The sequence below is a fragment of the Vibrio sp. Vb2131 genome, assembly GCF_033338535.1.
GTDB classification, from domain to species: Bacteria; Pseudomonadota; Gammaproteobacteria; order Enterobacterales; family Vibrionaceae; genus Vibrio; species Vibrio alginolyticus.
Window position 1 is genome coordinate 198,696 of sequence record NZ_JAWOSW010000005.1, and the last position, 13,220, is coordinate 211,915.

General features: G+C 45.1%; 12 protein-coding genes. 6 read left to right on the plus strand and 6 right to left on the minus strand.

Annotation, left to right across the window (positions count from 1 at the left end; genetic code table 11):
* Positions 1–447 precede the first annotated feature (447 nt).
* Positions 448–1,704 (plus strand): type 2 secretion system lipase, encoded by a 1,257-nt coding sequence (locus R7E38_RS08370; RefSeq protein ID WP_017819748.1) that lies wholly within the window; start codon positions 448–450, stop codon positions 1,702–1,704.
* Positions 1,705–1,855: 151 nt separating this feature from the next.
* On the opposite strand, the gene R7E38_RS08375 is transcribed toward R7E38_RS08370, so the two are convergent.
* Positions 1,856–2,458, minus strand: coding sequence for a TetR/AcrR family transcriptional regulator (locus tag R7E38_RS08375; RefSeq protein ID WP_005384344.1), 603 nt, complete (start codon positions 2,456–2,458; stop codon positions 1,856–1,858).
* A gap of 111 nt (positions 2,459–2,569) precedes the next feature.
* Here R7E38_RS08375 and R7E38_RS08380 point away from each other — a divergent pair, with 111 nt between their 5' ends.
* Positions 2,570–3,112 (plus strand): carboxymuconolactone decarboxylase family protein, encoded by a 543-nt coding sequence (locus tag R7E38_RS08380; protein ID WP_005374097.1) that lies wholly within the window; start codon positions 2,570–2,572, stop codon positions 3,110–3,112.
* A gap of 96 nt (positions 3,113–3,208) precedes the next feature.
* Here the strand turns inward: R7E38_RS08380 and R7E38_RS08385 are convergent, their stop codons facing one another.
* Genes R7E38_RS08385 through R7E38_RS08395 form a run of 3 tightly spaced genes read right to left on the minus strand, consistent with a single transcriptional unit; the run spans position 3,209 to position 7,741 of the window.
* Positions 3,209–4,585 carry an efflux transporter outer membrane subunit gene (locus tag R7E38_RS08385; protein ID WP_176311412.1) on the minus strand — a complete coding sequence of 459 codons (1,377 nt, stop codon included), beginning with the start codon at positions 4,583–4,585 and terminating at the stop codon, positions 3,209–3,211.
* A gap of 14 nt (positions 4,586–4,599) precedes the next feature.
* On the minus strand, positions 4,600–6,564 hold the full coding sequence (locus R7E38_RS08390) for a MacB family efflux pump subunit (protein WP_064369486.1): 1,965 nt from the start codon (positions 6,562–6,564) through the stop codon (positions 4,600–4,602).
* A gap of 1 nt (position 6,565) precedes the next feature.
* Positions 6,566–7,741: an efflux RND transporter periplasmic adaptor subunit gene (locus R7E38_RS08395; protein ID WP_021821302.1), complete on the minus strand. Its 1,176-nt coding sequence runs from the start codon at positions 7,739–7,741 to the stop codon at positions 6,566–6,568.
* Positions 7,742–8,512: 771 nt separating this feature from the next.
* On the opposite strand from R7E38_RS08395, the gene R7E38_RS08400 reads away from it, so the two are divergent.
* The 4 genes from R7E38_RS08400 to R7E38_RS08415 all read left to right on the plus strand — a co-directional run bounded on the left by R7E38_RS08400 (position 8,513) and on the right by R7E38_RS08415 (position 11,740).
* A complete protein-coding gene (locus R7E38_RS08400; protein WP_226083344.1) occupies positions 8,513–9,856 on the plus strand; it encodes an OmpP1/FadL family transporter in 1,344 nt (447 codons plus the stop codon).
* Between the two features lie 78 nt (positions 9,857–9,934).
* Entirely contained in the window at positions 9,935–10,654 is a 720-nt protein-coding gene (locus R7E38_RS08405; RefSeq protein ID WP_005374104.1) for a carbonic anhydrase, read from the plus strand.
* A 79-nt stretch (positions 10,655–10,733) separates the two neighbouring features.
* On the plus strand, positions 10,734–11,285 hold the full coding sequence (locus tag R7E38_RS08410) for a YtfJ family protein (RefSeq protein ID WP_005374105.1): 552 nt from the start codon (positions 10,734–10,736) through the stop codon (positions 11,283–11,285).
* 20 nt (positions 11,286–11,305) lie between these two features.
* Positions 11,306–11,740: a hypothetical protein gene (locus R7E38_RS08415; protein ID WP_005480927.1), complete on the plus strand. Its 435-nt coding sequence runs from the start codon at positions 11,306–11,308 to the stop codon at positions 11,738–11,740.
* 78 nt (positions 11,741–11,818) lie between these two features.
* Here the strand turns inward: R7E38_RS08415 and R7E38_RS08420 are convergent, their stop codons facing one another.
* A complete protein-coding gene (locus R7E38_RS08420; protein ID WP_176311410.1) occupies positions 11,819–12,358 on the minus strand; it encodes an NUDIX domain-containing protein in 540 nt (179 codons plus the stop codon).
* Positions 12,359–12,409: 51 nt separating this feature from the next.
* Positions 12,410–13,084, minus strand: coding sequence for a pyrimidine 5'-nucleotidase (yjjG, locus tag R7E38_RS08425; RefSeq protein WP_005374109.1), 675 nt, complete (start codon positions 13,082–13,084; stop codon positions 12,410–12,412).
* Positions 13,085–13,220: the final 136 nt, after the last annotated feature.

Below are 13,220 nucleotides of genomic sequence, written 5' to 3' on the forward strand. Positions count from 1 at the left end.
AGCTAATTTTTATTCACTATATTCTCATGAAAAGTCATCATCATGATGTTTGCATGAGAGCTTCAGCTATAGTTTACAGAGCAAAAATGCCAAACAATTTGTTTCATGAATATACAAATTTGTACAAAAGATCATTCAATAAACACTTTAAGTTAACATTAAAAATCATCAACAAAACCTTATAAAGCAATTACTTAATTAACAAAAAGTGAATGTTAAATTAATGTTAGTGAGTAATTATTCTAAATATAACCCATTTAATCGATTGCTATGCTGAATGGATTTTTTGACCGTGGTGCCAAAACTGAAATATTGAATATTTAGTTGTTGACTGTCTTGAGCATTTACTCAGAATTAGAAGGTTTAGTGAGAAAAATTCTCATCTAAATACTGTTATAGCCGAGCGTATTCACGCATTCGGAACAATAACCATTACAAGAAGAGTGAATGATGAAAAAAACAATCACACTATTAACTGCATTACTTCCGCTTGCCTCCGCCATTGCAGAGGAGCCAACTTTATCACCAGCAATGGTTTCTGCGGCTGAAGTGGTTAGCGCGCAAGAAAATCAAACTTATACGTACGTTCGATGCTGGTATCGTACGAGCCACTCTAAGGACGATGCGGCTACCGATTGGAAATGGGCAAAAAACCAAGATGGTAGTGACTTCACTATCGATGGTTATTGGTGGAGCTCTGTTTCATTTAAAAACATGTTCTACACCAATACCTCACAAAACGTAATTCGCCAGCGTTGTGAGGAAACACTAGATCTAGCGAACGAGAACGCAGACATTACATTTTTTGCTGCTGACAATCGTTATTCTTATAACCACACGATCTGGAGCAATGATGCTGCAATGCAACCAGATCAAATCAACAAGGTAGTGGCTTTGGGCGATAGCTTGTCTGATACAGGCAACATCTTTAACGCGTCCCAATGGCGCTTCCCTAACCCGAATAGCTGGTTCTTGGGTCACTTCTCAAACGGTTTTGTTTGGACGGAATACGTTGCTAAAGCCAAAAACTTACCGCTATACAACTGGGCAGTTGGTGGCGCAGCAGGTGAAAACCAATACATCGCGCTAACTGGTGTCGGCGAACAAGTTTCTTCTTACTTAACCTACACAAAGCTGGCGAAGAACTACAACCCTGCTAACACATTGTTTACGTTAGAGTTTGGTTTAAATGATTTCATGAACTACAACCGTAGCGTGCCGGAAGTAAAAGCGGATTACGCTGAAGCTCTGATTCGTTTAACAGACGCTGGCGCGAAGAACTTCATGTTGATGACACTGCCTGATGCAACCAAAGCACCACAGTTCAAATACTCAACACAGGAAGAAATTGAAACGATTCGTGCGAAAGTATTGAAGATGAACGAGTTCATCAAAGCACAAGCGATGTACTACAAAGCCCAAGGCTACAACATCGCATTGTTTGATACACACGCACTGTTTGAGAAGTTAACCTCGGCACCAGAAGAACACGGTTTCGTAAATGCAAGCGACCCTTGCTTAGACATCAACCGTTCATCTTCTGTTGACTACATGTACACTCACTCATTACGTTCTGAATGTGCAGCATCTGGCGCAGATAAGTTCGTGTTCTGGGATGTGACTCACCCAACCACAGCAACGCATCGTTATGTGGCTGAAAAAATGTTAGAAAGCAGCAATAACTTAGAAGAGTTTCGCTTTTAATAAGCCGTTGTTGTTCATTGCAAGTTAATCTGCATAAAAATGACCACGATGCTTCGTGGTCATTTTTTATCGATATCGACCCCTGATAACGGGTTTATTTGAGCTCGCTTAGTTCAAGCCGTTGATTTAGAGACGTTGACTTTGAGCAGTCTCATTCAGCGTTCTGTTTTGGTACGTTACCGCGGAAGCTGTTCACCATAATAGAGATCAACGTCTTTAAGGTTTCATCATCACTGCGGTATGAGTAGGCTCGTATACCCGTAAACTGAACCTGGAACAACTGAGCAAGAAGCAATGTATCCTGGGCTTCAATTTCGCCATTCTCGATTGCTCGCTCAAACAGCTTTGCAAGAAAAGATTCAAATTGGTTTGCTAAGCTGTTTGTTTGATTGCGCAGCGCATTAAAATCCTCAGCAAATTCACTTGCTGATTTGACTAACATGCACACTTCACTGGGATTGGAGTCTCGCTGATTGATAACCACATCAATCGCGAAAGCTTCTATTGCATCTAGAACCGTTGTGTTCTGAGCTAAATGCAACTCAAACAGGGCTTGTAAGTTCGCAACGTACATTTTTAGCGCTTCACAATATAGCCCCTCTTTTGACCCAAACGTCGCATAGATACTTCCAGGACGCAGATTAACGCTATCTTGCAAATCACGTGTAGATGTTGCATGAAAACCTTTCTTCCAGAATAGATCCGAGGCGGCTTTCACCACTTCATCACGTTGGAATTTCTTTGTATTCGCCATGAGCAATTATCAATTTTGAACATATGCTCAATTTTATATTGAGCGACCGCTCAAAATCAACTATCCTGTTCTTGCCTAATTCGCTCATATCCAATTACAGGAGATTTAAACATGGCAGAATTTAAACTGTATACCGCAGAAAACGCACCCGAAGGATCAAAGCATCTGATTGAAAATTCAGTCAAAGCGTTTGGCATGCTACCAAATCTTCATGCTGTTATGGCTGAAGCGCCAACCTTGCTTGAGGGTTATCAAGTTGTGCATGAGCTCTTTCAACAAACATCATTTAACGCAGAAGAATTGACCGTCGTATGGCAAACCATCAACGTTGAACATGGTTGTCACTACTGCGTTCCTGCTCATAGTGCGATCGCGGCGTCAATGAAAGTGGATCAGGAGATTGTTGATGCTCTCGTCAACCAAACACCATTGGCAGACGAAAAACTTGAAACACTACGAGAAACAACGCTTCAAATGGTGCGTCAACGTGGTGTAGTGGAAGAGTCTCAGATAGAGAAGTTCTTTGCGGCAGGTTACGGACAGCAGCAACTGCTTGAAATTGTACTTGGTCTAGCGCAAAAAGTGATGAGTAACTACACCAATCACCTAGCTGACACCCCGGTTGATGCACCTTTCAAGAAGTTCGCCAAGTAACTTAAGCTTTTATTACTGGTCCCATTCATGGGACCAGTAATACCTTCAAAAAAAGCTTTGTTGCATGGCGCTTCGCTAGTGTGTGCTGACCCCTAATTACAACGGCGCAACGTCGGTTCCCCCTAAAGACTGGTAAAGCGTAACCTGAGTGAGAAACTGGTTGTAGCGGTTTTCCAACAAAGAAGCTTGCGCGTTTCTGGTGTCTTCTTGTGCATTCAAATAGTCCATGATCGACGTCGAGCCATACTGATACCGCGCAGCATAAATGGACTCAGCGGCACTTGCGGCATCATATTGCTCTTGTAAACGCGCCGCCTGATACTTCAATTTTTCGCGTGCTGACAAGGCATTTTCGACATCTTGGAATGCGGCGTACAACACTTGGCGATAACTCACAATGGCCGATTGATAGTCTAAATCGGCAATGGCTTGGCTATTTTTCATCTCATTCCACTGCAAAAACGGTAGCGTCATATCCACACCTAAGCTGCCAATCGGGTTGGAAAGCAGGTCTTTAAGCGCTTGTGATGATCCACCCAGAGCCCCAGTGAGCGTCAGCTTGGGCAAGTAGTCCAAATCTGCTGCGTCTTTATTTGCTAGCGCGGCTTTGACTTCATAAATCGCTGCTTTAATGTCGGGTCTGCGGATCAATAAATCAGACGGAGCACCAACACTCAACGATGGCATATCGCCTTCAGGCAGCATTTGGATGTTTGCACTGATGCTCTTCGGCGGTTGATTGAACAAAATCGCAAAGGCGTTGTTTGCCTCAAGTAAACTCTGTTCAAACTCACTTTGCTGCGCTTGTAAGCTTGCCAACGTACGTTTGGCTTCAAGCACATCTAACTGATCCACAGCGCCAAGTTGGTACTGTTTTTCAATCAATTGTAGCGTTTGAGCTGCGTCTTCCACATTACGCTGACTGAGGTTTAAGCGCTGTTTCAGATAGCCGATTTGCCAATATAACGATGCCGTCGTTGCCACCAAACTTTGTGCGGTCGCCTCGCGATCTTGTTGACTTGCCATCGCCGTCCACTTGGCTTGGTCAACGTCCGCCGAGATTTTTCCCCACAAATCCAACTCGTAATTGACGGACAAGTTAGTGCTGTAGCTATCTGCCGATTCCCCGCCATCAAGAGATTTTTGAACTTGTCCTGATGTGGAAGAACTCAACGTAGGGAAAAGGTCATCTTGCGCTAAACCCAGCTGTAAACGCGCTTTCTTTAGCGTTAGCGTTGCCAGCGTCAAATCGTTGTTTTGAGCCAACACCTGAGTAATGTATTGATTAAGCGTTGGGTCGTTAAACGCCAACCACCAAGGATCCATACTGACATCACCCGCAACATGCATCTGTTGCCAATTTGCAGGCACTTGCACCTCAGGAGCTTGATAGTCGCTACGCATAAGCGAACCACAACCTGACAACCACACTGCGCTTAAGGCAGCCGCGACCAATCGAGTTTTGAATTTCATTGTGTTACTCATTTTTAGTCTCTCGCTAGCGCTTCTATCGGATCGAGTTTGGCGGCATTGCGAGCGGGTAAAAAGCCGAAAGCGATGCCAATCAACGTTGAGCAAATAAACGCCCAGATGATCGAGTTCATTGAGTAAATCATTTGGAAGCTGCTGCCAGATGTACTGAATGCAAAACCAATCAAAAACGCCAAGCCAATACCAGCAATGCCACCACACAAACACACCAGTACCGCTTCAATCAAAAACTGACGCAAAATATCCGCTTGCCGCGCACCCACAGCCATTCGCACACCGATCTCTTTCGTGCGCTCTGTCACCGACACCAACATAATGTTCATTACGCCAATTCCGCCGACAATTAGTGAGATCACCGCAATCGCTGAGATCAGTAACGTCATGGTTGCGGTGGTTTTCTCGATGCTCTGACGAATGGTGTCAGTGTTAATCGTGAAGAAATCTTCTGTACCGTGGCGCATTTTTAACAAGTTGATGATGCTCTGCTCTACCGCCGCACTTGGGGCGTTCTCATCAATCCGTACAGTAATGCCGTTGAGGTAGCGTTGTCCCATCATGCGTCCCGACATAGTGGTGTATGGCACCCAAATTTTCAGCGCGTCGCTGTTACCAAACGCGTCTTCTTTTTTCTGCGTGACACCCACAATACGCACTGGCAATGAACCAAGAAAAATCACTTCACCAATCGGATTTCTATCCGCAAACATTTCCTTTCTGGTGTTGTCATCAATCACTGCTTCTTGGGCGAGTGAGTTCACGCTCTCTTCATCCCAAAACTGACCTTTGGCAATCTCATAACCGCGCACACGGAAATAATCTTCCCCAACCCCTTCCACAGACGCGGTTGCATCCTGATTGGCGTAACGCACGGTTAAGCTGTTGGATAAAGACGGCGTGACACTGTCGACAAAAGGTAGACTCTCCAACGATTTAGCATCGTCGGCGGTTAGCGTTTTCACTCGTCCGGAGCGGCGGTCACCAAACCCTTTGCCCGGCCTGACATCAATGGTGTTTGTTCCCATGGATGAAATATTCGACAAAATTTGCTGTTGTGAACCATTACCTAGTGCCACCACGGAAACCACCGAGGCTATACCAATAATGATGCCGAGCATGGTCAAAAACGTGCGCATTCTGTGGCTAGACATCGCCAGCAGCGCCATTTTTAGCGCGTCAATAAAACTGTCCCACTTCCACCACTTACTGGCGGCTTGCGCTGGGCGATGAAAAGATGCGCTCGGTGTCTTTGCTGCTTGCTCATTGATTACAACTTGTGCATTTGGCGTATCTGCAATGATTTCACCATCTTTGATTTCAATGATGCGATCCGCAAAGTTCGCCACGTTCATATCATGAGTCACTAAGATGATAGTATGCCCAAGTTGATGCAACTCTTTAAGCAGTGCCATCATCTCTTGCCCACTGTGACTGTCTAATGCGCCAGTGGGCTCATCAGCGAGAATCACCTCACCACCGTTCATCAGTGCACGAGCAACACTCACGCGCTGTTGCTGGCCACCACTCAGTTGGCTGGGCTTGTGGGTCAAACGATCTTCCAGCCCCAAGCGAGCCAATAGTGACTGCGCTCGATCCGTTCTTTGACGATGAGGAACTCCCGCGTAAACCGCCGGTACTTCCACGTTTGCCACCGCGGTTAAATCCCCCAGCAGATGGTAACGCTGGAATATAAAGCCAAAATACTCGCGGCGTAGTTCCGCCAGTTGATCAGATTCCAACGTCGAGACATCTTGCCCATTAATGAAGTATCGACCGCTGGACGGTTTATCCAAGCAGCCGAGCACATTCATCAGCGTCGATTTACCTGAACCTGATGCTCCCACGATCGCGACCATTTCACCGCGTTTTATCTCTAAATTAATGTGGTTCAACACAGTAAGCGATTCGTCGCCAGAGACAAATCGTCGAGTTAAATCCTCAACTTTTAAAAGCACGTCACTCATCTTAGAACCTCATTGGAGGTCGACGACGATCACCTCGGCTTGATGATTCTCCATCCATGGCATTGCCAAGAACAACTTGGTCGCCCTCCTTCAAACCTGAGAGAATTTCTGCGTTCACTTTGTTGTTAATACCCACTGTCACGGGCTTTTGCACCACTTGGCCCTGTTCAAGAACTGGCACGGTATAGTTGCCTTTGCCGCCAGATTTTTGCAGCACTTGTGAAGGGACAATCAAGGTATTTTCCGATTGCTCAAGGACAATCGAAACTTGCGCAGTCATGCCGATGCGCAAAATACCTTGCGGGTTCTTCACATCAAATACAGCGTTGTAGTAAATGGCGTCGCTATCTGAAATGCTCAAATCGCTGTCATCGCCATCCATGATGGTTGGCCCCGGCTCAATGGCGCGCAATGTGCCTTTAAACTGCTGATTCGGTTTGCCTAAAATGGTGAACAGCGCCGTTTGGCCTGGGTGAACAAAAATCACATCGGCTTCCGAAATTTCGGCTTTCACTGTCATCGTATCTAACTTGGCTAACTCGATAATAGTTGGCGTGGTTTGATTGGCGTTTACGGTTTGTCCTTCTTCCACCGCGGTGTAGACCACCGTGCCATCCATCGGTGCGTTGATGGTGGTGTAACCGAGATCTAACTGCGCATTGTCGACGTTGATTTTGGCTTTCTCGATTTCGGCATCCAGTTGCGCTAACTCGGCTTTGTAGATGGCGAGCGTCGCTTCGGCATTCTCGTAATCAGCTCGTGAGCTCGCTTTCGCCGCTAGCATGCCTTTTTGGCGCACGAATTCATAGTTTGCTTGTTTAATCTGCGCTTGCTTAGCTTGATACTGAGCATTGAGACTATTAAGAGACGCTTGGGCTTCTTTGAGGCTGTTTTGCTGAGTCAGGCTGTCAATCTGTGCAATCAAGTCCCCCTGTTTGATCTCATCCCCTAAGTTCACAGCGAGGCGTTGAATTTGCCCAGATACTTGCGCACCTACATTCACCAATTTGGACGCTTGCAACATGCCGTTGGCTAATACCGCCTTTTCGATATTGCCTTTGCGCACGACTTCTGTCGCGTAAGGAGAAATGGGTTCTGGACGTTGCAGATAATGATAACCACCAGCACCAATAGCGAGTAGGCCACACAAAACGAGCCATTTTTTATTGAGTTTCATAGCAGGAGTGAAGTAAATAATCGTTTTGATTTTATACTGCTATTTGTCCTAGCCGTACAGGGTACGAGACGTAAAGATAGGTAAATTAACGTCAAGATACTGAAGGAATAAAATCACTAACGTGAAAAATCCGAGATATTATAGTCACTTCAAAACTTTATCATTCAATAAATATAACAAAGATCATTTTTAATATAGAAATTCAAGTTATAAGTATTATAAACAAAACTTTTAAATACCAACAAACCAGTAAAATCCAAAATTATTCAACATTCCATCAATTTAAATTTCATTATAGCCATTTTTAATTATTGAATTTCAAGAGGAGTTAAGTGATAAGTTAAATAAAAAATACCCACATAACACAGGTAAGACCGAGAGGAGTGTGTCATGTGGGTTTAAAACGATAGTTCTCTTGCTGATTCGAACTACCAACGTTGGGATGCAATGGAAATACAAATGACTCAGAGTTTCCATCACGAACACTTTATCGCTGGATTTGCCTCTGTTTGTTAGGGAACAGTCAGCACAATAAAAATAGAGAAGTAATACCGCAAAAATAAAAACAGAGGCTCAGAGTTTAATTTACACTTAAAATAATCACAATATTCACGACATGAACCATTAATAAATTCATCAATAAATATTTATTAATTTAAATCTATTTATTGTCAACATACTGTTAGTTTTACCCCTAAATGTACTGGTCAGATTTGTTTATTTTACTTCTTTTCGTTGCAATACAACTTCTAATTAATTCATGAGAAAAACATGCAGCGACAATTCACTCTTTCACCGATTTATTTATTAATCGGGTTAGCCTCCTCGACGGCGTATGCCGGTGGTTTTCAAATTAACGAACATTCTGCGACGGGTCTTGGTCGTGCTTTTGCTGGTGATGCCGTCATTGGTGATAATGCGTCTGTAATCAGCCGCAACGCCGCAGCGATGACGCTGTTTAAACAAAATGCCTTATCGTTCGGTGTCACTTACGTCAAACCTGACGTTACCGTTAAAAATGCGCAATATCATCGAGCTAACATTAATGCGGATGTCAATGTTGGTATGGGTGGTTTTCCTCCGTCCCCTCAAGTTGACATTACCCCGTCCTTCTCTCAAACCGTGACCGACATTGATGACATCGATGGCGTTGGTCAACCAGCCGTTGTACCCAATTTTTACTTTATTCACCCTATCAACGACGACTGGTATCTAGGCTTATCGGCATATTCCAACTTCGGAACCGACATGGAGTTTAAACCAAACTATGGCGCACCTGTTTTTGGCGGTGTCACCAGCGTAGCGAGTGTCAACTTTGGCGCAAGCTTGGCATACAAGGTGAACGACCGTTTTAGTATCGGTGGTGGTATTGATGTGATTTACGGCTCTGGTGAGCTGTACCGCGATATGGACGTGGGTGTTTGCGTTGGTGGGAACATACTTGGAAACGAACTAGAACAACGCTGTGGATCCGTAAAAGGCAACGCACTTGATGTGGAAGCTGGCGGCATTGGGCTTGGCGCGAACATTGGCATGATGTACGAGTTTAACGAACGTCATCGCTTAGGTTTAAGCTACAAGCACAGCCCTAACATAGATGCCAAGGGCGACATCCACTTTGCTGGCGAATCGTACGACTCGCTTGCTATGCCGCTACCGGATATTGCGGAGTTTTCCGGTTATCACCGCGTCTTACCTAAATTTGCCCTGCACTATTCTGTGCAGTGGATTGGTTGGTCAGCATTTGACAGCTTGAAAGCTGATGATCAGTTGCTAAAAGATTTTCAGTGGCAAGACTCCGCGCACTACTCCATCGGTGCGACTTGGTACGCCAATGAACGTTGGACACTTCGCACGGGTTACATGTTCGACAAAACACCTGTCGATGAGCTGACTTCGCTTTCTATTCCAGATTCGAACCGTCACTGGTTATCTGCGGGCGCATCTTACCAATGGTCATCAGATACCACGGTTGACATCGGCATGACGTACTTGATTGGTGAAGATGTCAACGTAGAAGAGTACGCGTATAAAGGTGTTCCTGCACCTATGGTGACGGGCGTGACCCATTCAAATGCGTTCCTAATTGGTGCCCAACTCAGCCACCGTTTCTAATTTGTCAGGCAGTGATCAAACCTCTAGGTCATTGCCTTGTAACAACGCTTATCGAAGCGACCGAACAGAGACATTATTATGAACAAAACACTACTTGCTTTTTCACTCTCACTTCTCACTCTAAGCGCAGCTCAGGCTTCGGAATGGGGCTATGGCAATGACAAACACGGGCCAGAGCACTGGGGAAAAATCGCCAAAGACTGCGCAACCACGAAAAACCAAAGCCCAATCAACATCGACAACCCAGCCGATGCAAAACTGGAAGCACTGAACCTTTCGTACACTGGTCAGGTCATTGGTTTAACCAACAATGGTCATACGCTGCAAGCGCAAGTGAACGGACGTAACAGCTTCACCATCGATGGCGAGACGTTCGAGCTGCAACAGTTCCATTTCCACACACCATCAGAAAACCAAATCAAAGGCCGCCAATATCCACTTGAAGCGCACTTTGTACACGCCAACGCAGACGGCGAGTTGGCGGTAATTTCGGTGATGTTTGATGCTGGCGATCAAAACGCAGCACTGTCTAAACTGATCAACGCAATCCCACAAGAGAATCAAACCACGTTCTTTAAAGATACGTTTGAGATTAACGACTTACTGCCAAAAACTGCAAACTACTATCGATTTAACGGCTCTTTAACCACACCGCCATGTTCAGAAGGTGTGCGCTGGTTTGTGCTTAAAGACACTCAAACCTTATCCAAAGATCAAGCCGCGAAACTGATGGAAGTCATGGGACAAAACAATCGTCCGCTGCAACCGCTAAATGCGCGCGTTGTACTTTCTAACTAAACGCCACATCCGATAAGGGGCATCGTATTTGCCCCTTATTTTGATTCGCTCTAACCTCACTTCGTTACAGGAACCCCCAATGAAAACTCCATCTGTTCTGTCACTCTTACTCGCACTCGCCCCGACACTCGCCTTCTCTCATAACCTTTCTGTCGGTCAAACCACCCCTTCCGTCAGCATTGATACCTATGGCGAAATGACGCTGCAAGGAGACGATGTGGCTTATCAACCTTGGGCAACTCAGCAGATGTTAGGCAAAGTCCGTGTGATACAAGCCATTGCAGGTCGTAGTAAAGCCAAAGAGATGAACGCGCCGCTGATGTCAGCAATCACTGCCGCTCACTTTCCTGAAGATCAGTATCAGACCACAACCGTGATCAACCAAGAAGACGCCATTTGGGGAACCGGTACATTTGTTAAATCGTCGGCAGAGGACAGCAAAAAGACATTCTCTTGGTCTTCCATGGTGTTAGACAAAAATGGCGTATTAGCAACAACTTGGGATCTACAGCAAGAAAGTTCTGCGATTATCGTACAAAATAAACAAGGCGAAATTTTATTCGTGAAAGAAGGGGCTTTAACTCAAGACGAAGTCACACACGTCATCGAACTGATTAAACAGAATATCTAAACCTAAGGTAAGGAAAAGCTATGAAACTGTTCAACACCATCGCACTCTGTCTTTTAGCGGCTGTAGCCTCTTTCCAATCGGTTGCAGGAGACAACGATTGGGATAAGATTGCAGATAAAACCGTCAGTTTTAAATCGGAAACCGACACAGTCAATCCACTGTCACCATTTGCTAACGCTCGTTTCAGCCACATAAAAATCAAATGTACACAAGGTACGGTCGATCTGAAAAGCGTTAAAGTAATCATGAAAGATGGTCAGGAAAAGACGTTCGACAGTTTAGGTGTTCTGACTAAAGGCATGTCATCAAGAAGCTTAAGCCTACCAACAAAAGATAACGCGAAGTTAGACAAAATCGAGTTGAACTATGAATCGGTTGGCAGCACTGCGCTGCAAGTCGCGGGGGTGACCAAAAAAGCGCAAGTGGAAATCTTAGGTAAGAAAATCGACGAGTAAGCGATGGCTCAACGAACTCACCCAAACTAAAAACAGCGGCAATAGGCCGCTGTTTTCATTAAAAATCGTCATGGATAACTAAATGAATTTCTTCAGCTTCGCCAAACCATAAGCGGCGATGGTGACACAATCTTTGATCGTGCCGTCGATCATCATCTGTTCGAACTCCTCAACAGAAAAAGCGCGAGTGATCAAATCCTCTTCTTCACTGTCGAGTTGATTGCCCACGGCCGTTAAATCACTGGCGAAGTAGACGTGACATGTCTGATTCAAAAAGCCGTATGCGATAAACTGCGCGCCGACATACGCCATGGCGCTCGCCTGCATGCCCGTTTCTTCACGCAGCTCGCCTTTGGCAAGCTCAAGATGATCCGCATCAGGATTTGATTCCCACGCCCCTTGTGGGATCTCCCAACAACGTTGACCTACGGTGTAACGGTACTGCTGAACCAAGTGAATCATCCCGTTATCGATAGCCAGAATCGCAGCACAATCAGGTTTGTCGACCACACCATAGATGCCCTCTGCGCCGCTCGGACGTAAAATTTTGTCCTCACGCACCGTCATCCACTTATTCTGGTAAACGACTTTGCTGTCTAGCTGTTTGATATCTGACATGATTATTCCTTGATTTTTCTGAGGGTTACTACGGAATAATACCCGATTCGGTTACGCCACCAAAATGTTCTTTAGTTCACTCAAAGACTCAACGGTGTAATTTGGTGCGATACGCTCATCGACGCTTGCGCCTGTGGTATTTAACCAGCAAGTTTCAATACCAAAATTATTACCACCCAGAATATCGGAATGCAGGTTGTCACCCACCATCAGTACGCGCGTTTTGCATGGGTTGCCCATTTGCTGCATCGCGTATTCAAAAATACCTAAGTCCGGTTTTGCTACGCCCACTTGTTCAGAGATCACCACTTTATCGAAGTACTCAGTCATCCCTGTGCGCTCAAGGCGAATTGCTTGCAACTCTGTAAAACCGTTGGTGATGATGCCCATTTTGGCTTTGCCTTGCAGCGCTTCCATCAGCTCTTTTGCACCTGGCAACAAGCTGCAAATATCGGCCATTGCTTCTAAAAATGCGCTATTGAGATCTGCTGTTGTGGTATTCAGCTTCTCAGCCCACTCGGTAAAACGCTTATGTTTTAGCTCATCTGCCGTTACTTTGCCGTCTTGGTAATCCACCCAAAGCGGTTTGTTTACGGTTTGGTAATGAGCAAAATCTTGTTCAGTAAAATCTACGCCTTTGCGAGAAAACATAAGCTGCAAACCTTTGAAAGCATCAAAGTGGAATAAGGTTTCGTCAGCGTCAAACAGGATCCAATCGTACTTCATTTTCTTCTTCCCAAAATCAAGGTCGTAATACTGGTGCATAGTCTAGATTGTTTTCTTCTTGAAGATAATCTCTATAATTGGAAATTAATTGTATCCTTGTGCTCAACAATAAATGCTTCACGATAATAGGAGATTG

Bases quoted from the DNA above. Each gene is read 5' to 3' on its own strand.
- R7E38_RS08375 (WP_005384344.1), bottom strand. From the start codon at position 2,458: ATGGCGAATACAAAGAAATTCCAACGTGATGAAGTGGTGAAAGCCGCC.
- R7E38_RS08380 (WP_005374097.1), top strand. From the start codon at position 2,570: ATGGCAGAATTTAAACTGTATACCGCAGAAAACGCACCCGAAGGATCA.
- R7E38_RS08395 (WP_021821302.1), bottom strand. From the start codon at position 7,741: ATGAAACTCAATAAAAAATGGCTCGTTTTGTGTGGCCTACTCGCTATT.
- R7E38_RS08415 (WP_005480927.1), top strand. From the start codon at position 11,306: ATGAAACTGTTCAACACCATCGCACTCTGTCTTTTAGCGGCTGTAGCC.
- R7E38_RS08385 (WP_176311412.1), bottom strand. From the start codon at position 4,585: ATGAAATTCAAAACTCGATTGGTCGCGGCTGCCTTAAGCGCAGTGTGG.
- yjjG (WP_005374109.1), bottom strand. From the start codon at position 13,084: ATGAAGTACGATTGGATCCTGTTTGACGCTGACGAAACCTTATTCCAC.
- R7E38_RS08405 (WP_005374104.1), top strand. From the start codon at position 9,935: ATGAACAAAACACTACTTGCTTTTTCACTCTCACTTCTCACTCTAAGC.
- R7E38_RS08390 (WP_064369486.1), bottom strand. From the start codon at position 6,564: ATGAGTGACGTGCTTTTAAAAGTTGAGGATTTAACTCGACGATTTGTC.
- R7E38_RS08370 (WP_017819748.1), top strand. From the start codon at position 448: ATGATGAAAAAAACAATCACACTATTAACTGCATTACTTCCGCTTGCC.
- R7E38_RS08420 (WP_176311410.1), bottom strand. From the start codon at position 12,358: ATGTCAGATATCAAACAGCTAGACAGCAAAGTCGTTTACCAGAATAAG.
- R7E38_RS08410 (WP_005374105.1), top strand. From the start codon at position 10,734: ATGAAAACTCCATCTGTTCTGTCACTCTTACTCGCACTCGCCCCGACA.
- R7E38_RS08400 (WP_226083344.1), top strand. From the start codon at position 8,513: ATGCAGCGACAATTCACTCTTTCACCGATTTATTTATTAATCGGGTTA.